The sequence below is a fragment of the Sorangiineae bacterium MSr11367 genome, assembly GCA_037157805.1.
GTDB lineage: Bacteria > Myxococcota_A > Polyangia > Polyangiales > Polyangiaceae > Pendulispora > Pendulispora rubella.
Window position 1 is genome coordinate 12938812 of record CP089983.1, and the last position, 22027, is coordinate 12960838.

Annotated in this window: 18 protein-coding genes; 9 read left to right on the forward strand and 9 right to left on the reverse strand. The window is 64.0% G+C overall.

Annotation, left to right across the window (positions count from 1 at the left end; all coding sequences use genetic code 11):
* The first annotated feature begins 163 nt into the window (after positions 1 to 163).
* The 3 genes from LVJ94_50480 (at position 164) to LVJ94_50490 (ending at position 3243) form a co-directional block, all read left to right on the forward strand.
* A complete protein-coding gene (locus LVJ94_50480) occupies positions 164 to 790 on the forward strand; it encodes an RraA family protein (GenBank protein WXB05110.1) in 627 nt (208 codons plus the stop codon).
* A gap of 63 nt (positions 791 to 853) precedes the next feature.
* Entirely contained in the window at positions 854 to 1582 is a 729-nt protein-coding gene (locus tag LVJ94_50485; protein WXB05111.1) for a hypothetical protein, read from the forward strand.
* A 146-nt stretch (positions 1583 to 1728) separates the two neighbouring features.
* Positions 1729 to 3243: an Ig-like domain-containing protein gene (locus tag LVJ94_50490; protein ID WXB05112.1), complete on the forward strand. Its 1515-nt coding sequence runs from the start codon at positions 1729 to 1731 to the stop codon at positions 3241 to 3243.
* Here LVJ94_50490 and LVJ94_50495 read toward each other — a convergent pair.
* The 3 genes from LVJ94_50495 to LVJ94_50505 form a co-directional block, all read right to left on the reverse strand.
* Positions 3226 to 6240 carry a TonB-dependent receptor gene (locus LVJ94_50495; protein WXB05113.1) on the reverse strand — a complete coding sequence of 1005 codons (3015 nt, stop codon included), beginning with the start codon at positions 6238 to 6240 and terminating at the stop codon, positions 3226 to 3228. The two genes, LVJ94_50490 and LVJ94_50495, sit on opposite strands and share 18 nt — an antisense overlap.
* Positions 6237 to 7400, reverse strand: a complete 1164-nt coding sequence (locus LVJ94_50500; GenBank protein WXB05114.1) for a hypothetical protein — start codon at positions 7398 to 7400, stop codon at positions 6237 to 6239. Before LVJ94_50500 ends, LVJ94_50495 begins: the two co-directional genes overlap by 4 nt.
* A 77-nt stretch (positions 7401 to 7477) precedes the next feature.
* Complete coding sequence (locus tag LVJ94_50505; GenBank protein ID WXB05115.1) at positions 7478 to 8743, reverse strand: serine/threonine protein kinase; 1266 nt, start codon at positions 8741 to 8743, stop codon at positions 7478 to 7480.
* A 176-nt stretch (positions 8744 to 8919) separates the two neighbouring features.
* Between LVJ94_50505 and LVJ94_50510 the strand changes: the two genes are divergently transcribed.
* Together LVJ94_50510 and LVJ94_50515 are read left to right on the forward strand one after the other, a co-directional pair.
* A complete protein-coding gene (locus LVJ94_50510; protein WXB05116.1) occupies positions 8920 to 9873 on the forward strand; it encodes an AraC family transcriptional regulator in 954 nt (317 codons plus the stop codon).
* Between the two features lie 14 nt (positions 9874 to 9887).
* Positions 9888 to 10361, forward strand: coding sequence for a GyrI-like domain-containing protein (locus LVJ94_50515; protein ID WXB05117.1), 474 nt, complete (start codon positions 9888 to 9890; stop codon positions 10359 to 10361).
* Positions 10362 to 10378: 17 nt separating this feature from the next.
* Here LVJ94_50515 and LVJ94_50520 read toward each other — a convergent pair whose 3' ends face one another.
* Positions 10379 to 11128, reverse strand: a complete 750-nt coding sequence (locus LVJ94_50520) for a hypothetical protein (protein ID WXB05118.1) — start codon at positions 11126 to 11128, stop codon at positions 10379 to 10381.
* 43 nt (positions 11129 to 11171) lie between these two features.
* Positions 11172 to 12269, reverse strand: a complete 1098-nt coding sequence (locus tag LVJ94_50525; GenBank protein WXB05119.1) for an ATP-dependent DNA ligase — start codon at positions 12267 to 12269, stop codon at positions 11172 to 11174.
* Positions 12270 to 12761: 492 nt separating this feature from the next.
* Here LVJ94_50525 and LVJ94_50530 point away from each other — a divergent pair, with 492 nt between their 5' ends.
* Positions 12762 to 13634, forward strand: coding sequence for a M23 family metallopeptidase (locus LVJ94_50530; GenBank protein ID WXB05120.1), 873 nt, complete (start codon positions 12762 to 12764; stop codon positions 13632 to 13634).
* Positions 13635 to 13674: 40 nt separating this feature from the next.
* Positions 13675 to 14316: a TetR/AcrR family transcriptional regulator gene (locus tag LVJ94_50535; protein WXB05121.1), complete on the forward strand. Its 642-nt coding sequence runs from the start codon at positions 13675 to 13677 to the stop codon at positions 14314 to 14316.
* Here LVJ94_50535 and LVJ94_50540 read toward each other — a convergent pair.
* Both LVJ94_50540 and LVJ94_50545 read right to left on the reverse strand, forming a co-directional pair.
* On the reverse strand, positions 14292 to 15026 hold the full coding sequence (locus LVJ94_50540; protein WXB05122.1) for a hypothetical protein: 735 nt from the start codon (positions 15024 to 15026) through the stop codon (positions 14292 to 14294). The two genes, LVJ94_50535 and LVJ94_50540, sit on opposite strands and share 25 nt — an antisense overlap.
* A 71-nt stretch (positions 15027 to 15097) precedes the next feature.
* Entirely contained in the window at positions 15098 to 15970 is an 873-nt protein-coding gene (locus LVJ94_50545; GenBank protein WXB05123.1) for an AraC family transcriptional regulator, read from the reverse strand.
* Between the two features lie 109 nt (positions 15971 to 16079).
* Between LVJ94_50545 and LVJ94_50550 the strand changes: the two genes are divergently transcribed.
* Complete coding sequence (locus tag LVJ94_50550; protein WXB05124.1) at positions 16080 to 16964, forward strand: SMP-30/gluconolactonase/LRE family protein; 885 nt, start codon at positions 16080 to 16082, stop codon at positions 16962 to 16964.
* Positions 16965 to 16969: 5 nt separating this feature from the next.
* Here the strand turns inward: LVJ94_50550 and LVJ94_50555 are convergent, their stop codons facing one another.
* Positions 16970 to 19462 carry a discoidin domain-containing protein gene (locus LVJ94_50555; GenBank protein WXB05125.1) on the reverse strand — a complete coding sequence of 831 codons (2493 nt, stop codon included), beginning with the start codon at positions 19460 to 19462 and terminating at the stop codon, positions 16970 to 16972.
* Between the two features lie 326 nt (positions 19463 to 19788).
* Here LVJ94_50555 and budA point away from each other — a divergent pair, with 326 nt between their 5' ends.
* Entirely contained in the window at positions 19789 to 20571 is a 783-nt protein-coding gene (gene budA, locus LVJ94_50560) for an acetolactate decarboxylase (GenBank protein WXB05126.1), read from the forward strand.
* A gap of 146 nt (positions 20572 to 20717) precedes the next feature.
* Here budA and LVJ94_50565 read toward each other — a convergent pair whose 3' ends face one another.
* Entirely contained in the window at positions 20718 to 21839 is a 1122-nt protein-coding gene (locus tag LVJ94_50565; GenBank protein WXB05127.1) for a glycoside hydrolase family 88 protein, read from the reverse strand.
* Positions 21840 to 22027: the final 188 nt, after the last annotated feature.

The following is a 22027-nucleotide window of genomic DNA, read 5'->3' on the forward strand; positions in this document are numbered from 1 at the left end:
GACGGCCAGAGATGATTTGACAGGGAGATCGGGAGATCGGGAGGTTTTTCATGAAAATCAGAATCTCCCGATCTCCCGATCTCCTTGTTCAAATCCCTCTTCAGCCGTAGGCGCGTCGAGACGGCATACCGCAGCGGCGACCCGGCCGGTAACATGCCGGGGCATGAGCGACTACCAGCTGTTCCAAACGCTGTCCCCCACGGATTTCGCCAATGTGGTGACCCGCGAGTGCGTCATGGATATGGCCATCCGTCCCTTGTGGGCGGGGATGCCGCGCGTGGCCGGTCCCGCGTACACGGTCCGGTGCGAGCCGGGCGACAACTTGATGCTGCACGCTGCCATTTACCGCGCCCCGCCGGGCTCGGTGGTGGTGGTCGACGCGGGCGGTGACACGAACTACGCCGTGGCCGGAGGAAACGTCTGCGCCATTGCCCAAAAGCACGGGATTGCCGCCTTCGTCGTGGACGGAGTCATCCGCGACCTCGCCGAGGTGCGGGAATGTGGCTTTCCCGTTTTCGCCCGCGGCGTCATCCCCATTCCCGGGATCAAAGACAAGCTCGCTCCCCTCAACGCACCCGTGCGATGCGGCGGCGTGCATGTGGCCCCTGGCGATGTGGTGGTCGCCGACGAAGAGGGCATCGTCGTCATCCCCCTCGGCGAAGCCGACTCCATTCTCGCCGCCGCCCAAAAGGGTGCCGCCAAAGAGGCCAGCGAAACGTTGGAGGCGTGGGAAGCCGCCCACCGCACCCGCGTGGAGGCGATTTTGCGCAGCAAAGGCTTCGCGGGCTAAACTTTTTCGGCTCTGTTGATTTCGTGCGACGGACGCTCGTCGGCCGGGCCATCAGAGACGGATATGTTTCCCGTGCACGAGGAAAACGGCTCGCCACCGTGCCCCTCCATTGGAATCCACGACGACTCGGAATCGACCACCCTGCAGGAGCTCATCGTTCGCGCAGAACAGCGCGAACGTAGGAGGCAGGACGAGATCCTCCGCGCGCAGGCCGCCAACGAGCGACGTGCCGCGGATGAACGCGAATGGGAATGGCGGCGGCAGCGCGCCGAGGCCGCCCGCCTCGAGCGCACGCGGGCCTCGCCTACGCCGCCTACTTACGTAACCGAAATAGAGAATGACACGTACACCAAGGCGCTGGCTGCGCTGATGGGGGCGGTGTTCGCCTTGGTGTTGCTCGGGTCGAGTTACTATTGGCTAGTCTCACCCGCGCGCGTGGGGCGGTGGACCGAGGCCTCGCATCGTATGCTCGAAGAGCGCAGTGCCGCACTGACGCAAATGGAGCGCGCCATGGCCAACGAGCGAACCAAATCGGCCGCACTCTCGATCGAACTGGCCAAAGTGCACGCGAACAATGCGCAGCTCGAACGCCAGCTCTCGGCGGTGCGGCGCGAACGACACGAGCCACCCGCGCGCATGCCGAATGCACCCACGATGGCCGTCGTGACCGCACCGCGTCGAGCGCTCATCGCGCCGGCCGCGCCCGCCGACGAACAAGAGAAACCGCCGCCCCCGCGTCCTGCGGAAGAGGCTCCGTGCCACCCGGGCGATCCGCTTTGCAGCAATTTGTAAGGCCTCGCTTGCCCGGAACCCGATTCGACTGCAATCGGCCAGCCGAGTCCCGAAGTTGCGTGGCAAATCGTGCTGCCGAAGGCGCGTATTGTGCTGGGCGATGACGCGTATTCCGCTACGTTGAACCTCCTTGAAAGGGGGGTCGTTTGAACCGACTTGGCTTTCTTTGCGCGTCCATTGTCATTCTTGCTTCCAGTTCTGCTTCGGCGGCGTCTCTCTCGACCACCACCACCCTGACATCGTCGAACCCCTCGTCCGTTCACGGCGAAGAGGTCGTTCTCGCGGTGCACGTGGAAACGTCGGATGGCAAAGAGCCGTCGGGGGTCATCAAAATACACGATGGCCCCTCCAACGTGTACACGGCCACATATCCCGCCGAGCACGAGTTTCACGTGTCGACGTTCACGACGCGACGTCACGAGCTCGTTGCGGAGTTCGTTGGCAACGCGGAGGCCACAGCCTCTCGCTCCACCGTTCTCGAACAGGTGATCAACAAAGCCGATACGATCACAACCGTCGTACTGGATGCCAACCCCGCAACCGCAAATCGGGACGAGGGCCTTTTGGTCTTCGTCCAGCCGGTAGCCCCCGGGCGCGGATTCGTTTCCGGGGACGTTTTGGTTCAAGGAGGCGCCAATCCGCCGGAGGTCAAGCCATACCCCGACTCGTGGCCCTATGGTCGCTTTCCCGTACGTCGTCCAAACTCACCAGGATCGTACCCCGTCGCGGCGAATTACGTTGGCTCGGACGATTTCAATCCGAGCACGGCAACGGTCGTTCAGAACGTCGTCGAAGGCGGAACGACCCTTTCCGTTGAACACGTCTTGGCCTCGCGTGCGCAATACGTGTCACTCGCGGCCCGTATCGTGGCGTCTGCGGGCACCTTGTCGGGGACCGTTCGATTCAGCGAAGAAGGTCGTCTCTTGTTCGAGGGGCCACCCAATCCCTCCGGGCTCGTCTGGCACAGTGTATCTGATGGGTTCGCACCTGGCACCCATCGCATTTCCGTCGAGTACGTTGGCGACAGCACCCATGGCTCCTTGTCGACCACTCTCTTCGTCGAAGTCATGAATGACAGGGAGCCCGGTTCCGGTGTGGGTCATCAGCCTGCCCGTACCTCGTATGGCGAGTCCGTTAGACTCCGGACCGGCGAGTCGATTTTGCAGGTACCGCAGGGAACGTACGAGTACTTCGATGGCGAGCAACTCCTTGGAACCAGCTATTCCTTTCAACGGCCCGTGCCTGGAACCCACGTAGCCGTCATGTGGGGTGAGTATCCGACGTGCGTTCTCTCGCCCGGTATGCATTCGCTCAGGGCACGGTATCGAAATCACGACGGAGGCGTGCAGCCCATGGTGCCTTGGGTCTTTCTCGATCACGAGGTGCTAGGTGGAGATTCCGATGCAGGGCCCTACACCGGCGCGTGCAAAAGCCCTGACGCGGGCTCCGGCGAGACACCGCTGGACGCTGGCCCGGACGGCGCGCCCGACGCTGCGCCACCTGGTCCGGGCAATCCGAGCACACCGTCGGAGGCCGAGTCATCCGGATGCCAGAGTTCGACGGGTACCGTTCCGATGGGGGGCGTAACGTTGACGTTCGCCGTTCTCGCCGGCGGCCTCGTCCTGCGAAAGAAGCGGCGCGCTTCAAAAGCTTCCGCGTAGGCCAAATCGGATTTGCCGCGGCTCCTGATAATAGGTGGCATTTCCGAAGTTGGGATTGAGCTGTGACGGAGAAAATGGCTCCCCGGTCGAGCGCTGGAGCTTGCCCGGGAGATCCGCCACCGTACCCCTCGGGATGGGCAGCACGTCCGTCTGCACGTACTGCTCGTCGCGGGCCAGGATGGCGTGGAGGTCGAGCAAATTGAAGACGTCCACGGTGAACGAAAGCGAGATTCCGTTGTCGAAATGCCAAACGTAGGCGGTATGCGTGCCCAAGGAGCTGCTCCACGGCAGACGCTCGCCGCTTCCACCGGGAAGAATGAAGACCGAATCGGGTCCGTAGATGATATGGCCGCCGAGATAATTCGTGGGCCCACCCGAGCGCGCCTGCAACGAAGCGCCGAGCTGCAGTGTCCCGGAGCGTGTCAGCACCCAATCGCGCGCCCCGTACACCTTGATGCTATGCCGGTGATCGCCTGGCAGATCGCCCGTTTGGTTCACAAGCAGCGATTTCAAATCGAAATCGACACTGGTATGCGGCTCGAGCGTGCCCGTGTCCGTTCGATAGAGGCCCGACATGTTTCCGCGCAACCAGGACAGCGTGTAGCTCACCCGCGCCAACCAACCCTGGGCGAAAAGCTTGGTGAAATAGAGCGTACCGGCATCGTAGTCACGGCGGGCCTCGGGGAAGTCTTTGGCGATGCCCCGCCCCGGGTTGCCGATGAAGTAGGTCATGCCCTCGTCGTTGCTCATGTCCTCGACGGCTTGGTTCATCCAGCGCCGAAGGTAGCTTGCGCCGATGCGCGCGTTGGCGAAGAGCTCGAACTCGAAGCCCGCGCTGATCTCGCTCGAGGACGGAGCGCGCAGATCCGGGTCGACGAGTATTTTGCCACCCCCGACCGGGGTGTAGGCGCGATCGGGAATCCCGTAACCGAGCCGGCCGCCCGCCGCCGGAAAGATGAAACGGGAGCCATCGGTGCGCACGGACGTCGTCGTGGACGATTCCGTTCCGCGATCGGCCAGGTTGAGCGGTACGCTCTCCGTGTACCGCGCATAGCTCGCAAAAAGCTTCGAGCGCCCGTCGTGAAACGGGGCGAACACGAGCCCGACCCTTGGCGAGAGCTGATGGGGCAGTGCAAGCGCGATCTTGCCGTCGCTGCCGAAGAGGAATTGGCTATCGTAGCGCACACCGGCATTGAGGGTGACGCGGTCGGCGATGGCCCAGCTATCTTGAAGGAACGCGCCGGCGCTGATGCCATTCGAGCGCGTCACGTAGCGATCCAAAACGACGGCCTGATCGGGGCCCCTCAAGTAGCCGGTGCTCGTCCCGTTGAAGCGTTTCCCCGTGTAGTGTTCCCCAAGGTTGCCGCCACCGGACCACCCCCGACTGGCCCACGACGTGGCCCATTCGAGTTCCGCCCCTGCTTTGATCACATGGTGGCCCGCCGCCTGTCCCAATAGCGTGAGAACACTTTTGAGGGCATAGGTGTCGTAGAGATGCTGCTCGATGAATCCCGGCCCGCCGCTACGGTATTGCGGTACGGGGCAGAGTGCCGCCGTCTCACAGCCGGGGACCCGTTCGAAATCGTTGATCCCGCGCATGTTGGTGATGCGGCCGTAGGTGATGGCGGGCAAGGCCGCGAGTCCCAAGCCGCTCCCCACGCCGAAGCCGTCGGCGCCGAGGCTGCCGCCAACCTCGTGGTGCCAACCCAATGTGGTCTCGAGGATCCGCGATTTGTTCTGGGAATGGGAAGTCCACTTGAAAACGGTGTCGTACGCGCCCGAGCGCCGGGTGTGGGCCAAGGCGCCGTACGCGCCCGTGAGGTTGAATTCGCGGGGCGCGCTCTCGACCAGCCCCGTGCGGGGACTCACCGAGTAGTCGCCTTCACCGCCCGACGTGGTCGGCGTGGCGGCGAAGGTCAATGCGACCTTGTCGTTCGCGTCGAGGCGGTAATCCAATTTGGCGAATACCTGGTACGACGTGAATGAAGCCCGGTACGTACGACTCGATCCGTCGACTTCCGTGCCGTCGACGCGGTATATGGTGCGATTCAAGTCATACATCGCCCGCGCGACGTCGAAGCCGGCGTAGTACCATAATTTGTCCCGCACGAGCGGGCCGCTTTGGTCGAAGCCGATATCGTAAATATTTCCCAACGAGCGGCGCGTTTGGATGGCCGTGTTCACGAAATAGGGGTTCCTGCGCGAACCTTCGAGGGCCCCCGGAGTCCAGTTGGCCCAGACGGAGCCGTGGTACTGGTTGCTACCGGACTTGGTGACGACGTCCAGAATGCCCCCGGTCGCGCGCCCGTATTCCGGCATGTAGCCACCCGAGAGAACGCTCACTTCCTTGACGAATTCGATGGAGAGCGGCGAGCCGTTGGTGCCATACCGCGGATTGTTCGTGCGCAGCCCGTCGACGATGTACGCGTTCTCCGGCGACGAGGTGCCGGAAATCGATGTTCCGTAAAGATCCGCACCGGCACCCGGCGCCGCCTCTGCGGCGGACTCGAACGTGCGCTGCGCACCACCGTGTGCACCGGGGCTGGTGATGGGAACGCGGGACAGGAACTCGCTGTCGACGTTTGTACTGGACATGGTCGACGCCGTGTCGATGATCGGCGTGCGCGACGGGATGACGACTTCCGGATTGTAAAAGCTCTCGGGAAGAAGGGCGATGTCGAGACGGACCGTCGTATGGGCATGAACCTGAATGTGCTCGCGGCGGTAGTCTCGAAACGGCTCCGCCTGCACCGTGATGTCATAGATCCCCGGGGGAAGGGATGGCACGCGGTACGTTCCCGTTGCATCGGTCACGACGACCGGAGCATCCTGGAGTTCGGGCGACGTGATGGAGACGATGGCATCCCGCACCGCCGCTCGGGACTCTCCATTGGTGATCTTGCCCGCGATCATCGAGTCGCCCTGCTGCGCCCGCGCCGGCACCGAGATGGCAAGGGTCACCGCTGAAATGGCCCACGGCCCCCAACGCAGGATCATGGCAGCGTGGTGGAGCAGCGCAGTGCACGGTAGCGCGCGCGTGCCGCGTTGGCGGATACGCTGCGGGGCTCCTTGCCCCATCGCTTCAAGACGACGCCGTACGCGGTGCAGGCTCCCGGCGTGTCACCTGTCCGCTCGAGGGCGGTTCCCAGATGCAAATGAGCCCACGTATGCTCGAAAGGGTTGTCCACGATGTCGCACGCCGCGGTGGCGTCTCGAAGGTAGGGTAAGGCGCGCTCGTCGTCGCCGGCCAACGAGTACATGTGGCCGATCGCGTTCGGGGCGGCGACGCCACCGACATTGGCCCCGAGGGTCCCAAATCGAGGGAGCGCGCGAAGGGCGTCCTGTGCGTCCTCGGGTGTCTTGCTCGCCTGGGCGTACGCGACGGTCCATACGTACATCTTGTCCGTGGACATCTCCAGCGTCTTGCCCTGGCCGCCAAGCCAATCCTCGCGTCGTTTGGCGAACGCTTCGCGCGAGAGCCCGCCGGCAAGATACTGCACGCGAAGCGCGAGCATTTCCCCTTCGACGGTGGGGACGGGAATCCACGCTTCGCGTTTGGCGAGGTATTCCGATGCCATGCGAACCGCGTGTGGGAGCTCCCCGAGCTCCATGGCGAGGTTGAACGATGGCTCTGCGATCGATGCGTGCACATCTTCGTATTTCGCATTCACGCTTGCCCGAGCCATCTCGTCGAAGCCGCGTTCTGCCTCGGACAACGCGCCCTCCAGGACGTGGAACCGCGTCCCGTTTTCGGGCTCTATTGGAGATTTGGCACCAAGGTGCTTGACCGCCTCGCGGGCACTCTCGATGGACCCTCCGCGCCCCAGAATGGCCCCGGCGAGACGCACCGCCCACCAGCGCCGCGTGGAAGGAAAGCTCATCAGGGTGCGTGCGTACCGCTCCGCATCCGTGCATCGGCCCAGTGCTCCCTCGAGGATCATGAGCCGCTCGAGGCACCGATCGGCATAGGCCGACAGCCGCACGCATTCCTTGAACGAATCCCGTGCGCCGTCGACGTCGTCGAGGTTGTGGAGCGCGATCCCTTTCTCCACCCAGGCTAGTCCAAGCGAAGGATCGTGTCGCAGATAGTCGTCCGTAGTTTCGAGCGCCTTCGCCGTGTCACCCTTCGCCGCGTACACGTGTGCCAGACCCGTCATGACGAGCCAATCGTTCGGGAAATTTTCGCGAATCGCGAGCAAGCGTTGCAAGCTTAGCTCGTGATCGATGGGAATCGTCAATAGCGGCGTAAATGCATCGAGCAAGGCGCGGTCACGTGGGCTGAGTTGATGGCGAAGCTTTTGCGCGCACCGAGCTTCGAAGCATCGCGCCAATTTTGAAGTCCCGTTTTCACGTGAACGGCCGCCCCCGGAGGGCCAAAGTCCGATTCGACCTGGGGCTGTTCCACGGAAACGCTCGGCCTCCGTTCCGTCGGTGCGGGGTGCGTGCGGGCGAGTAGGATGCTCATGGCGAGTGATGCGAGGGCGGCAAGGGCCACCAACCAACCTAGTTGGCGCGAAGGCGGTGCGGTACCGAGCCGCAGTGGCTGCAACGTCGCGCCATCGGGAACATCGCGATCGGGCGATTGCGTCTCCTCCTGATCCGCGGCATCGGGAGACAATTGCACCGCGACGTCGGCGCGGATGCGCGGGATGATCCGTGCGGCCGACTCGCCCGTGACCTCCTCCAACGCATTCACCAGTGCATCGCGCATCTCCTGCGCGGACGCCCACCGATTGGCCGGCTCGAAGGCCAGCGCCTTGTCGACGACGCGCGCCACCGGCGCGGGGACATCGGGCATGGCGTCCGCCAAACGACGTGCACGTCGCGTCGCCGCCGCGGCCAGCTGCACGCCCGGGCCATTCGTCGCGTGCACGAGTTGCCCCGACAACAACGCGAAGAGCGTCGCCCCCACCGCCCAACAGTCGCTGGATGGCCCGACGGCCTCGCGGTCTCCGAGGGCCTGCTCGGGCGGCATGAACGCGGGTGTCCCCATCACGCGACCGGTCATCGTCGCGACGCTTGCGTCGTTCTGACGGGCGATGCCGAAGTCGAGAACCCACACCTCGCCTTTGGCGGTGACGAACAGGTTGTCCGGCTTGATGTCTCGGTGGACGATGCCCTTGGCGTGCGCGCTCGCGAGCACGTCGAGCACATCGAGCATGCCTACGATGCTTTCGACCATGGGCAGGCGCTTGCCCGCCCGCTCCCAACGCGCGCGGAGCGTTTGCCCTTGCAGCAGTGGCATGATGAGAAATGTGCAGCCGTCCTCGTCGACGTCGTCGTCCAATACGGGAACGGCACCCGGGTGGCCTACCCGATTGGCCACGTACGCTTCGCGCCGGAAAAGTCGATACGCGACCGAATCGTAGCTATGACAATCAAGCAAAAACTTGATGGCCACCGAGTGGCCATTCCGATGCACGGCGGCGTACACCGCGGCCATCCCTCCGACGCCGAGCAGCCGGGTGATCCGGTACTTCTGCTGAACCGTCGTCCCCACACGCGTCAAGGCTCTTTCATGAAGTGAGTCGCGCGCGTAGGTTGGCATCCGAAAATTCCCGAACCTTCCTTTCTCCCAATACCCCGGTGGAAGTCAATTCGCGACGTCGCGACAAAGGGGCCTTGCGTGGGATGTCCATTGGACACATCTCCCCACCATCGCGGTACACTGACGGAATGCGCGACAGCTCTCGGGCCGAGTACAGGACCCGTATCCATCGCGTGCTCGTGTACATCGAAGAGCACATGGCGGAGGCGCTCGCGCTGGAGAACCTGGCGCGTGTGGCGTGCCTGTCGCCGTTTCATTTTCACCGCGTGTTTCGCGCCATGATGAACGAAAGCGTGAACGCGTTCGTGCAGCGAAGGCGCCTCGAGCATGCGGCGCGCGAGATCCATGTGCAGAGGCACACGACGATCCTCGAAGTGGCCAATCGGTACGGATACGAGAATGCGGCCGCGTTTTCTCGGGCCTTTCGCAGGCAATTCGGCGCGAGTGCGACCGAGTGGCGGCGAAGTGCGGCGGCGGCGCGGCGTGCGCGGTTGCTCGGCGAAAAAGAGAGGTCCCGGAGCAAAGATGGCAAGATCGGCACAGACCTGAGCGACCCCGTGTGGGAGAAACTCACCCTTCGAGGAACGAGCATGCCGCCCGCCGCCGAACCCGCACGACCACGCATCGAACGACTGCCGCGCGTCGACGCCGTGGCCATGCATTACGTGGGCACCTACGGCAGCGACGCGATCACGAAGCTCTGGATGCGACTCATGGCGCATGCGGACGCGATGGGCATGGTGGACGCCGACACCGAGTGCGTCGGCATTCTCCATGACGACCCGGCCATCACGGAGCCGGAACTCTGTCGGTACGACGCCTGCGTCATCGTCACGCGACCCATGTCCGACGCCCAGGCCTCGTCCTTGGTGTTGCCGGGCGGCGACTTCCTGGTATTCCCATTCGTGGGCGCGCCGTCCGACGTCGACCCTGCATGGGACGCCGTGTACCGCGCACTGCTCGACAGTGGCTACCAGCCCGCCAACGGACCGAACCTCGAATGGTATCCTCCGCAACCCATACTGGATCCGGGCAAAGGTGTATTCCGTTGCAAGATGTGTGTCCCCGTCGTCTCCCTGTGAAGAGGTGAATATATATGAAATACGCCGAACGCGACGCCTTCGAGGTCGTCGGGATCGAAATCCGCACGACCAACGCCGACGAGCTTTCCTCCCGCGGGAAAATCCCGGCACTATGGCAACGGTTCTTCGCCGAGGGCCTCCTGGAAGCGATCCCGCACCGCAAACCCGGGGCGCCCATCCTGGCCGTCTATTCGAATTACGAAAATGGCATCCACGGCGCCTACTCGCTTTTGCTCGGAACCGAGGTAACGTCGGTCGATGGTCTCCCCGAAGGCTTCGTGGCACGGGCGGTCCCCAAAGCGAAGTATGCCATCTTCGAATCGAACCAAGGCCCGACCGCCCACGTCGTCCCGGACGTGTGGAAGCGCATTTGGACTTGGAACGAGGGTGCCCGTGCCTTCGTCGCGGACTTCGAAGTCTACGACGAGCGCGCGCGCGACCCCGCGAACGCGATCGTCGACGTGTTCATCTCCATCGTAGCGCCCTGATCAGACCCCAAAATCCATTAGGGCGAAAAGTCGAAAACGACATTGTCGTAGCGGACGATCCATGACCCTGGGCCCTCTTTGGCATAGGGCATGCCGATGTGCAGTGTCGGGGAGGTGAGGGGCCAATCCAGGGGACACGCCTCCAGCGGGACCCAGTCGGATCGATCCCGACGGCCCTTCAGCCGGAGTGGCGGGCCCGCCTCGAGGACGATTTCGACCCGTGCCCAATGATCCTGGCTCCCGTCCGGCATCTCGCCCAGCGACCCGCAATCGAGGTAATGCCCTGCCGCGCGACGCGATACGAACAACCTGTTCCTGAAGACGAGGATCACCAGGTTTACGCCTTGGGTGAATCCGATTTTCAGGAATTCGGCCTTCATGTCCTCGACCTGCGGAAACGCGACGAGGCGCAGTTGGGCTGCCAGGCGGATTCGGGTCGGATCTGCTCCCACGAAGGCTTTCGACATCACCGCGACGCGGCGGGCTGCCTCCGCGGGAAGCACCGCCACCAAGGAGCTTGGTGGCGAGATCGAGGCCACCGTGTCGCGGCCCAGGGTGCCTCCGCCGTCGCCCACGTCGGCTTCGAAACCGGCAAGGTACGATTCGTTCTCCTCGAAGTCCTTGCACAGCTTCACGCCCCGTTCCGGCTCGCAGCCTCGCCGTGCGCTCTCGTCGAAGTCGCGGCTGAACCCGTCGAGCGAGCACGCCATCCCGGCCAACACCAGGATGCCTCCTAGGAAGAGACCTCGGCGCCACGCCCGTTGCATGCGCTCGCAGAATCCACCGTCGGCCTCTCGGTGTAAACGGCCGTCAGCGCTTCGCCGCTCCAAAAATCGAAGACAGCTCGTGCGGTGCCACCACCTCGAGCTGCGCGTAGGTGCAATCGGCGGGCTTCTTGTCCGTGCGCCACCGGCGAAAGTGTGCGGTGTGACGAAAGCGTGAACCCTGCATATGATCGTAGGCGACCTCCACCACGAGCTCGGCGCGGAGGGGCTCCCACGAGAGATCTTTGCCCTGACTCCAACGGCTCTTGCCCCCCGGCATGCGCTGCCCCGGTGCGGCATCCTCACCCGGCGCCATCGCCTCCGCCCAATGCTTCCAGGGATGGTTCTCCAACGCACGTTCGCGGTAAGGCGCCAGATACTCGACGAGCTCGGCGCGCTTCTTCGTGGTGAAGCTGGCCGCCACGCCCACATGCTGCAGTGCGCCCGCGTCATCGTAGAGGCCGAGGAGCAGCGACCCAATGGCCGTGTGCTCCCCGCCTTTGTGCCAGCGAAAGCCCGCCACCACGCAATCGCACTCGCGCTCGTGTTTCACCTTGAGCATGACGCGCTTGTTCGGCTCGTACACGCCCGCCGCGGGCTTGGCCATCACCCCATCGAGACCGGCGCCTTCGAATCGCTTGAACCAGTCTTCCGCGGACGTCCTATCTGTCGTGGCCGGCGTGAGGTGCAGCGGAGGCTCGGCCGCGGCGAGCAACGACTCGAGCCGGGTGCGCCGTTCGTGAAAGGGCAACTCCCGCAGATCGCTCTCGCCCAGACAGAGGACGTCCCAAAAGACCATCGATGCGGGCATCTCCCCCGCGAGCAGCTTGATGCGCGACGCGGCCGGGTGAATGCGAAGTTGCAATGCCTCGAAGTCGAGCGCACTGCCCCGCGCAATCACCAATTCGCCGTCGAGCACGCAGCGCTCGGGCAACTGGGCGCGGAGCGGATCCATGAGCTCGGGAAAATAACGATTGAGCGGCTTTTCGTCGCGGCTCTGAATGAAGATCTCCTCGCCGTCGCGGAAGACGAGCACACGAAAGCCGTCCCACTTGGGCTCGAAGATCCATCCTTCGCCCTCGGGCAGGGCGGAGACACGCTTGGCCAGCATGGGCAGGACGGGCGGCGGGACCGGTAGGTGCATCCTACAAGGGTCTCAAGGCCCGGCGGCGAGGTCAAGCGGGCGGATCCGGCTCGGGTGACGCGCCACGCCCACATGGGGGACCTCACGTGCGCTGCGTCGAAATGCGTTTCGACGATTTGGAAACAACATTTTCCAAATAAGCCACGCAATGGATTCCGACGATTTCGTGAACGCATGCCGTACGCGCCACCGCGTGAAAGCCATCGGGTCGCACAATCCATGTTCGAAGGATGGATCGCGCCAGCGCCTCGCGTACGGAAATCGAACGACGGTGGTTGGGCAGAAGTTGCTCATGACGAGCAAGCCCGTTCAGTTGATGCGCGTAAATCAGAGATCGCGAGACGCCGCGGTAGGTCGCGACGCTCCGCGATGTAAGACCTATTTCGTGTCGGAGATATCAAATCTCACTACTGACAACGTTGTATTACTGCTAAAAGTGACATGGGTATCGCACGAGCGGGTTGTGTCACCCCAATGCCAGGAGAGGGACCGATGAAAGCCATTCGCGTCGCAGTCTCTGTGTTGCCGCTGTTGACCGGTCTTTTCGCGTGCGCTTCGGAGACGACGCCGGAGCCGGTCGAACAGGTGTCCAATCTCGAGCAGCAGGCCGCCGCCATGCTCGCGCCCAATTTCAAGGCGCCATTTCCGTGTGGCCAGCAATGGACGTTCAGCCACCACTCGGCGGAGGTCCGCCGCGCACTCGATTTCATCCGCACCGACGGCGGCTCGACCAACGGAACGCCGAATGTCGCTTCGGCCGCCGGAACCGCGTATCGGTACTACGAAGCAGGTGGGGCAGGGAATTACGTGGTCATCGACCACGGTGGCGGATGGAAGACGTACTACTTCCACCTTTCGCAATTCTCCATTTCCCACGGCCAGTGGGTGGAACAAGGGCAGCAGATCGGTCTCACCGGCGCCACCGGAAACGTGACGGGCCCGCACATCCACTACGAGCAGCTGTACAACGGCGTGGGGCAGAATATTACAATCAATGGATCGGGGCTGCCGTATCCTGGTCAGTATTATCAAAATTATCTAACCAGCGACAATTGCGGCGGAGGCGGCGGGGGAGGCCAGTGGTGGGTCGACACCTTCGCCAACGCCGTCGGCTACAACGACGCGAACATGTCCGATGCCCAGGGAGAGCTCTACAAGGGCACGAACTACGTCTTTTGCAAGGTATGGGGCAAAGAGGTGCGTCAGGGCGATCAGTTCAACCACTGGTGGCTGCGGACGGACCTGGACCTGACCTACGCGGGCAAGAACGGCCACAACGCGTACGTCTCGGCGTACTACCTAGCGCGCTGGGGCAATGACGAAGCCAAGGACAACAATGGGAACGTGATCCCGGATTGTCCCTGACGGAAATTGGATTATTTGTCCTTCATTCAATAAGACAATCATGGCCGGCCGACCCAGGGAATTCGATCGCGACGAAGCGCTGTTGAGGGCGCGCGATGCCTTTTGGGCTCGCGGGTACGAGGGGACGTCCATGTCGGATCTGGTGTCCGAAATGGGCATCGCCTCGGCGCGCATTTACGCGGCGTTCGGCTCGAAGGAGGACCTGTTTCGCGAGGCGGTGCATCTCTACGAGGCGCGCGAAGGCGGATTTGCCACGCGCGCCCTCGCGGAGGAGCCCACCGCACGCGGCGCCCTGGAGCGCATGCTGCGCGAAGCCGCCGCGACGTACACCCGCCCGGGCAAGCCGCATGGATGCATGGTCGTGACGGCGGCCACCAACATGGCCAAGGACAACGCCCCCATCTTGGACTGGCTCACCGAGCACCGCCGCGCCCGCACGGCCTCCATCGTCGAGCGCTTGGAGCAGGCCGTCGGCGAGGGCGAGCTTGCACCCGACACCGACGCCCAGGCGCTGGGCGATCTCTTTGCCATCTTGATGCATGGCATCTCCGTTCAAGCGCGGGACGGCGTATCGAAGGAGCGGCTCCTCGCCGTGCTACCCCTGGCCATGGACATCTTCGACCGGCACGCCCGTTTCATGTGCGGATGCGGCGTTCATCACGTCGAAAGCTCCGTCACGTAGCGTGCGAGCAGCGTTTTCGATCCCGAATCGAACTTGATGGTCAGCTTCGCCTCGGGGCCGGTGCCATCTTGACGCTCGAGCACTCCTTCTCCGAATTTCGGATGCGCGAATCGTTTCGGCGGGGCCTCGGGTGCGGCCTTGGCGCGCGGCGTGGCGGTAGGACGCGGCATGCGCGTTGGGATTTCCCGCTTGGGCGCGGCCTTGCCTGCCGCTGGCTTTTTTTCCTTTCGAGCGGGCTTCGCGGCCGCGGCCGGCGGAACCTCGAGGCCCAAGCTGGCACGCAGGGCGAGGGCGCGTGCGGGACGGGCCTCATCGACCAACTCGAGCAATTTGGGCACGGGAATGCGACGAAGCTCGTGCTGCAGAATCTCGCGACCGACGAGGGCCAGGATCGTGTGACGCGATGCCGCGTCGTCGGAAGCCCACCCGCGAGCGATCGCCCAGATCTCGTCCTCCGTCGAGGGGGGCGTGTAGGCGCACGCAAAATCGACGATTTCCCCGGCATCGGGAAAGAAGCTCCACTGCCCGAAACCTGCCCCCAAATTCTCGGCGATGATCTTCGGCAGCTTCGATTGAGCCGCCAAGGCGCGCCCCGCTTGGGTACTTTCGGCGTAGGCCGAGCCTTCGTGGGCGCGAGAAACCATCGCAACGAGCTCGTCGCGGGGAAGCGCGGCCGCAGCGGCGGAGTCGACATCGGGGGGCGTGGACATCGGAGCAGAATTGCTCGTGGACCGTCGTCCGTCAAATCGACGGTCGCGTTGTGCTTTGGGCGGCGTTTGCCTCAGCGCGCGGCGCTCGGAGAGACGCCGAAGCGCCGCGCGTACTGTCGCGAGAATTTCCCCGCGGAGGTGTATCCACATCGACGCGCGACATCGGCCACCGCGAGCCGGCCGTCGCCGAGCAGCACGTTGGCGAGCGCCAGGCGTTCGTCGAGAAGAATCGCGCGCAAGGTGGTGCCGTCGCGACCGAGACGGCGCCGCAGGGTCGCGGGTGAGAGCCCCAGGCGGTGTGCCACACTCTGCGCGGGCCATGGGGCATCCGGCGCTTCGCGCACGAGGTGGCGCACGGCGCGCACCACGTCGGTCGACGCTTGGGCGCGCGCAATCGAGGCTTGCGGCAGCTCGTCCTCCACGAGGAGCGCGAGCAAAAGCCCCTCGAGCCGGTGGTGCAAAATGCGCGGATGCGCCCCGGGATCGAGCAGCGTTTCGCAGAAATGCGCCAGCGCTTGCAACACCGTGAGCCCGACGCGCAAGGTGCGCGCCTTGCCCGTGAGCCACGTACCGTGCGCGAGGTCCGCATGGTGCCGGAGCAGCCGCGCATGCGAGTCGCCCAGCATTTCCACGGCCAGCGCGCGGTAGTTCCGCGACTCGGGATCGGGCACGTTGGTGATGCCGATCGACATGCCCCGCGGCAGGAGCAGCGCCTCGCCGGCGCGGACGATGTGCGTGGCGCCCATGTCGACGAGCTTGTGCCCCTCGAGGACGAAGACCATCCAGGGCGACTCCACCTCGACGCGCGCGATGCGCTCGCGCGAGCGGCATGCATAAGCGAGCAGGCGCGCCCCATCGGCCGCGGTCAGGTTTGCGCCCTGACGCTCCGTGGCCTTTTCGGCGAGTGCGATCAAGTTCCCCATGGCGGCGGCGCGAGGCAGCATGACGCTCCATTAATACCCGTGCCGGTGCGCCCTGCAACTGAGCGGAACGGGCACACGATCGAGCGGAGCGGGCACACGCTCGCCCGAGGCGCACTCTAGGTTCCCGCGCATGACATCGCATGCTCTCTTCATCGCACCGTTTTTCCTCGCCGTTGTCGGATGCGCGAGCACGCCGGCCGCGTCCCCGCCGCCGCCGCTTTCGGGCTTCGCCGCGCCCGAGTCGGTGCTCTACGACCCCGAGGGCGACCAATACTTCGTGAGCAACATCCAGGGCGATCCCTTCGCCGTGGATCACGATGGCTTCATCTCGCGTGTCGCACCCGACGGCACCCTGATCGCGCTCCGCTTCATCGACGGCCGCGGCGCCACCGACGGGTTGAGCGCGCCGAAAGGAACCGCCCTGGTCGGCCGCACCCTCTACGTCGCCGACATCGACCGCGTGCGCCTCTACGACGCCGACACCGGCGAATCACGCGGCAGCATCGCCATCCCCGGCGCCACGTTCTTGAACGACGTCGACGCCGCGCCCGACGGCACGGTCTACGTCACGGACTCCGCCGTCCGCCGCGAAGGCTCCCGTTTCGTTCCCAACGGTACGGAGGCCGTCTACGCCATCAAGGAAGGCGAGACCCCGCGCCCGATCGCCCGCGGTGACCTCGGCTCGCCCAATGGCATCGCGTGGAACGACGGCAAGCTCGAAATCGTCACGCTGGTAAGCGGTGAGTGGATCACCTTGAGCCTCTCCGGCGAAATCCTCCAGCGCTCCACCCTGCCCACCGGCATGCTCGACGGTGTGGTGAAACGCGAGACCGGCGAGCTCCTCGTCTCCAGCTGGAACGGCCCCGCCATTTACAGCGTGCGCGCCGGCGCGGCTGCGAAAACCCTTTTCGCCAACACGCTTGGGGCCGACATTGGATACGACCCCAAGCGCACTCGCGTACTACTTCCGAATATGACCGAAAATACCGTCTCGTTCGTTCCTATTCCGCGCTAATCCCATCAGGGACCGTACACCTCGAACTCCGAGACCTGCCCGGCCGGCCAACCCGTATTGCCGGTGAAGTTCAGCCGGATGTAGCGCTGCGACGTCGTCGTGAAGGTCAAGGTCGCCTGGTTGCCCGTGGCCGGATCGAAATTGACCCCGCGCGAGCTCACGAGGGTGGTGCCGAAGTTCGATCCGTCGTTGCTGCCGAGCACGGACAAGGTTTGCGTGCGCGCACCCCAGGCCGACGGCGGCGGGAGCTTGAGCACGATTCTGTTCACGTTGCGCGCCGCTCCGAGGTCCACGGTGAGCGTCTGCGGGAAGGCGTTGTTGTTGCTCTCCCAATAGGTGCTCGCATTGCCGTCGACCGCGTTCGTCGCCGCGTAGTTCTGCGTGTGGCTGCTCTCGCTGACCGGCTTGTTCAAGGCCAGATTGCCGCCGGGCTGCCCGCTGTCGGGCTGCCCGCTATCCGGCTGCCCGCTATCCGGCGTGCCTGCGTCGTTGCCGCCACCGCCATTGGGCTCCCAGCCGGGGTTCGAGCCCACGCGATTGAAGAACGATCCGGGCGCGCCGCCCTGATCGAGCGGACCCTTCACCGAGCCCGCGACCGACACGTTCTCGAAGGTGACCTGCCCGCGCGTGGCATTGTCGACGATTTCGATACCGTACGTGCCCGAGTTGGTAATCTTGATGTTCTTCAGCGTGACGTTCGTGTACTTGGCATTGTCCGCCGCCGTCAAATACTCCTCGGAAACACGTTCGCCGGGTGGCGCATACGCATGGCCGAATCCGCGGAACTCGATGCCCGAGAACGTGGGGTCGATGATCTCCAGGTTGTCCACGAGGATGTCGTTCACGTCGCCCTCGCGCATGTACAGCTTGAGCGCGCCGTGGTTCCAGGGCCGCGACGTATTCTCGAAGAACATCGTGCCGCCGGCGCGGTTCAGTGAAATGTTCTTGTAAACGGTCACCGGCGCGCTGAACGGATACGAGGAGAACTCGTTGTCGATGAGGATGCCCGGGTAGGTGAGCACGTCTTCGCAGATGCTATCTTCGAAGTGGTTGTCGTACCCGCCATAGCTCGCAAAACAATTCGCGCGCCAGGGCATCTGCACCGTAATGTGGCGGAACGTGTTCCCGTGCCCAATGCCCTGGTCGGGGGCATTCTTGGCCTCGGGCTTGATGTAGTTGTCGCCGAAGCGGTAGGTCATCTCCTTGACCCACTTCGTCCATTTGATCGACCAAACGACGGCCGCGTCGTCACCCGTATTGCGGAAGTGAACGTTCTCGACCAGCGAATTCGACGTGCCGTTGTCCAGATTGATGCCGTCGGCATACGTGTTGCGAATGCGGCAATTGCGGATGGTCAAATTTTGCGTCGGTGCATCCTGGTACGGAGGATCGTTGCCCACCCAAATGGCACCGACCTCGTGTTCGATCCACAGATTCTCCAGCAGCGAGCCGTTGCCCAGCGGGCCGGCAAATGCCTTTTGCACGCCCTGCGTCTCCTCGGCGCGCGCCTTCGCTTCGCCGAAGACGGCAAAATCGCCATAGACGCACTTCGTATTGGCGCCAATGCAGAAGAACAGCGCCTTGGGTCCGCGCAGGGTCGTGTACCACTCACCCGCACCGCGCACCTCGGTGCCCGGGTTGTCCAAACCGACATTGCCTCCAGAGATGCTGGTGGCCAAATACTCGCCCGGTGGGAACCACAGTTTGGAGGTGGCGCGCAGCGCATTCTGAATTTCCGTCGCGTGATTCAATCCGTCGTTGGGCTGCACGCCGAACTCGGTGATCGAGCGGAAGCCCGCGGGCATCGTCTTCGCTGGCGCGACCTGCTCGAAGTCCACGAGGTCGATCACGTAAAACGCCGCCGTGTCCTGGGCATCGCGCTGCAGCTTCACCTCTGCTCCCTGCGGAATGGAATCGAGCAGGACGTGCACTTCGTCGAAGAAGGTGTGCGGTTGCTCGGCGGGCGTGTCGACGATGGGATCGCCGATGAGGCCTCCCTTGTACGACCACGCGTAGCGCGAGGTGAGGTTCAGCGTCTTGACGCGCGTGCCATTCACATAGAGGCCGAGCGTCCTGTCGATGCCGCCGCCGTTCGGGGCGTCGGGAATGGAGAATCGCACGACAATCGAATTGGCCGGCGCCGTCGTGCGAAAGGACACGTAGTGCCCTGTCTGCGTCAGGCGCACCGCCTTGCGGCCAATGGCCTCTGCCTCGATGTGGTTTGCATCCCATTTGATGCGCGAAGGCCCGATGACTTGCGCATTCGTCGGATTGTCTTCCGCCTGGTGCTCGATCCAGGGGACCGCGGCGCCGCGTCCGGCCGGATACGCCGTGGCGGGTGACGCTGCTTGCCCGATGTCATCTTTTGCAACGTCCTCCCCATTCGTCCGTTCGTCCGAGCTACATGCCCCGCTTTGCAATGCAAGCGTGAGCGCGCCGAGCGCAACGAGCGCGCGGCCAACGGTCCGCCGGTGATCCGGCCGTGTTTCCTGACCCATGTGCCCCTTACCTTTCTGTTCGCGGGGTCGCTCAGCGCGTCCCAACCGAAGGTGGACCCCAGGTGACGCTCGCGTTTTGCAGCGACACGTCAATAATTTGCACTGATAAGTCGTTAAATTGCATTAATTGGTGAACCTGTCACCAACAAAGGCGCCGGGTCCGGGCCTCGTTTCACTTCAGCTAATTGGCACAACGTGTCAGCATGTCGCGTCAGCGCGACGCGTCACTGGGGGCCAAGGGGGTTGGGATTCGCGTTAAGGGTCAGAACCCCCCTGCCGCCTTAGTCTTCTGATCCCCCTAACCCCTAACCCCTAAAAGAGTGCACATGCATCGTTGGGCATCGCGGTTCGTTTTCATCTCGTGCATCGTTTCTGCAGGCTGCGCCGGTTCGCCAAAGCCCGCGCCGGCGAACCACGAGGTCACCAGCGCAACGCAGCAGGACGCGCGCACGCGCGAGGATGCGTGGAAGAAGTCGACGCTCACGCAATTCGGCACGCTCGAGCAGCTCATTCGCGGTGGCTACGACGGGCCGGCGCTCGTGGGCGATCTCGCGCCCAACGGTGACTTCGGCCTCGGGACGTACAATGCGCTCGACGGCGAGATGGTCGTGTTGGACGGCGTCGTCTACAAGGTCCCATCGGACGGCGTGCCGCGCGTGGCCGATCGCAACGAGCACACGCCGTTTGCGGCCGTCACCTTCTTCCACGCGGATCAACGCGTCCCGGTGAGCTCACCGGTGGCCAATCTCGCGGCGCTGCAGGCGCTCATCACCAATGCGTCCCCCGATGCGACGCGCATGCTCGCCCTCAAGGTGCACGGTACCTTTTCCACGCTGAAGCTCCGCGCCCCGCGGCGCCAGTCGCCCCCGTACGCACCGCTCGCGGAGGCGACGAAGTCGCAAGTGGAGTTCACGCACGCGAACGTCACGGGCACCATGGTCGGCTTCCGTCTGCCGCAGTTCCTAGGCACGACCAACGCCACCGGTTACCACTTCCACTTCGTCTCGGACGACCACCAAAAGGGCGGCCACGTCCTCGAAGCTTCCACCAACGCAGCCACGATCGACGTCCAAACCCTCGAGCGCCTCCGCTTCACGGTGAACAACTAGAAGAATGAGGGATCACATGAAGGCGGGAAGGCAGGAAGGTTTTTAGAGTTTCAGTGGGCTCAGTGAGCTCAGTGAAATCTAAAAACCTTCCCGCCTTCCCGCCTTCATGTAAATTCCCCTGCGTTTACACCGCTGAGAGCGAGCCGCTAAGGGTGGCAGCCGGGGGTGAGGAGGGCGACTTGGCGGCCGGTTTGTAGGAAGGCGCCCACGCCGTAGGCCGCGGTTTCCGTGGCGGTTCCAGGTGGATCCCACGGTTTGGCGTCGGCCTTTTGCACGTAGCCGAGGAAGCCTTCCGTATTCAGCGCCTTGGTCTGGAGGGCTTGCCAGGCCTTCGTTGCCACGGGCGTGTACTCGGCGGGATCGAGCACGCCGTGGTTGACGCCCCACGCTACGCCGTAGGCGAGCAACGCGGTGCCACCGCTTTCCGGGCCCGGGTGGTTCCACGGGTTCAAGAGATCCACGTTCCAGAATCCGTCGGGGCGTTGCGTCCACTGGATGGTCACGGCCATCCGCTGGAACACGCGCAGGTACTCCGCGCGGTGCGGATCCGTGCTGGGGAGCGCTTCGAGCACCTTGGCCAAGCCCGCGAAGGCTTCGCCGTTCGTGCGCGAACCGAAGACTGGCGTGACGGCATCGTGGCGCCAGAGTCCCGTGAGCTCGTTGAAAAGCCCGCCACCGGTGACGCGTTCGCTGTGATGAAAGAGCTTGTGCATCGCCTCCAGGATCGCGGCGTTCCCATCCATCACGCCGAGGCGCGCAAACGACGGCATGGATCGATTTACCGCCTCCGCGTAATTCCAATAGCCGACGTGCCCGCGTTCCACGCTGGCCACCTCATCGAGGATCTGCTGGCGAAGCGGAACGAGGTTTTCTGGTTCCGGGTGGAAGTGCACGTGAAGGTCCAGATAGGCCTCACCCACTGCCTGTCCATCCGGCGAAAACGGACGATTCGGATCGACACCCAGGGCGTAGTTGTTTGCCTTCGCCCAGGGGAAGGTGCGGTGGTTCGATTGACCCGTGGCCAATACGACCGCGAGATTGCCCGTGTAGAAGCTGCCGTTTTGCCAGCTGGTGGAGGCCAGGTCCGTCCCGTGGGCGACCCAGTAGTTGGCCGCCCGAATCATGGCGTCGGTGACCGGACAGGCGGCCTGCACAGTGGGCTCGGCCTCCGGTGCGGCGTGGGCCGGTGCGGCCTGGAATGTGGTTCCTGCGGAGATGGCTGCGGCGGCGACCCACGCGGTCACGGAGCCAAATCGTCGAATGCGCATGTTCGTACCCTCCGCTCACGGACTATCGGGGTGCGTGACACCGGTGTCAAGCTTCGCCCGGCTCCAAAGGCGTCCGTGGGATGCCTTTGGAACAGCGCTCGAATCCGGCTGGAATCAGACCGGCGAATCAGGCCTGCGAGTCTTGCAGGTGACGTCGCCATCGTTTGATGGCTACCGCTGGTTCGGAA

Excerpts from the sequence above, each read along its gene's own strand:
- LVJ94_50530 (WXB05120.1), top strand. The coding sequence starts at position 12,762 with ATGAAAGCCATTCGCGTCGCAGTCTCTGTGTTGCCGCTGTTGACCGGT.
- LVJ94_50545 (WXB05123.1), bottom strand. The coding sequence starts at position 15,970 with ATGCTGCCTCGCGCCGCCGCCATGGGGAACTTGATCGCACTCGCCGAA.
- LVJ94_50535 (WXB05121.1), top strand. The coding sequence starts at position 13,675 with ATGGCCGGCCGACCCAGGGAATTCGATCGCGACGAAGCGCTGTTGAGG.
- LVJ94_50510 (WXB05116.1), top strand. The coding sequence starts at position 8,920 with ATGCGCGACAGCTCTCGGGCCGAGTACAGGACCCGTATCCATCGCGTG.
- LVJ94_50480 (WXB05110.1), top strand. The coding sequence starts at position 164 with ATGAGCGACTACCAGCTGTTCCAAACGCTGTCCCCCACGGATTTCGCC.
- LVJ94_50495 (WXB05113.1), bottom strand. The coding sequence starts at position 6,240 with ATGATCCTGCGTTGGGGGCCGTGGGCCATTTCAGCGGTGACCCTTGCC.
- LVJ94_50500 (WXB05114.1), bottom strand. The coding sequence starts at position 7,400 with ATGACGGGTCTGGCACACGTGTACGCGGCGAAGGGTGACACGGCGAAG.
- LVJ94_50515 (WXB05117.1), top strand. The coding sequence starts at position 9,888 with ATGAAATACGCCGAACGCGACGCCTTCGAGGTCGTCGGGATCGAAATC.
- LVJ94_50565 (WXB05127.1), bottom strand. The coding sequence starts at position 21,839 with ATGCGCATTCGACGATTTGGCTCCGTGACCGCGTGGGTCGCCGCCGCA.
- LVJ94_50555 (WXB05125.1), bottom strand. The coding sequence starts at position 19,462 with ATGGGTCAGGAAACACGGCCGGATCACCGGCGGACCGTTGGCCGCGCG.
- LVJ94_50550 (WXB05124.1), top strand. The coding sequence starts at position 16,080 with ATGACATCGCATGCTCTCTTCATCGCACCGTTTTTCCTCGCCGTTGTC.
- LVJ94_50485 (WXB05111.1), top strand. The coding sequence starts at position 854 with ATGTTTCCCGTGCACGAGGAAAACGGCTCGCCACCGTGCCCCTCCATT.
- LVJ94_50520 (WXB05118.1), bottom strand. The coding sequence starts at position 11,128 with ATGCAACGGGCGTGGCGCCGAGGTCTCTTCCTAGGAGGCATCCTGGTG.
- LVJ94_50540 (WXB05122.1), bottom strand. The coding sequence starts at position 15,026 with ATGTCCACGCCCCCCGATGTCGACTCCGCCGCTGCGGCCGCGCTTCCC.
- budA (WXB05126.1), top strand. The coding sequence starts at position 19,789 with ATGCATCGTTGGGCATCGCGGTTCGTTTTCATCTCGTGCATCGTTTCT.
- LVJ94_50525 (WXB05119.1), bottom strand. The coding sequence starts at position 12,269 with ATGCACCTACCGGTCCCGCCGCCCGTCCTGCCCATGCTGGCCAAGCGT.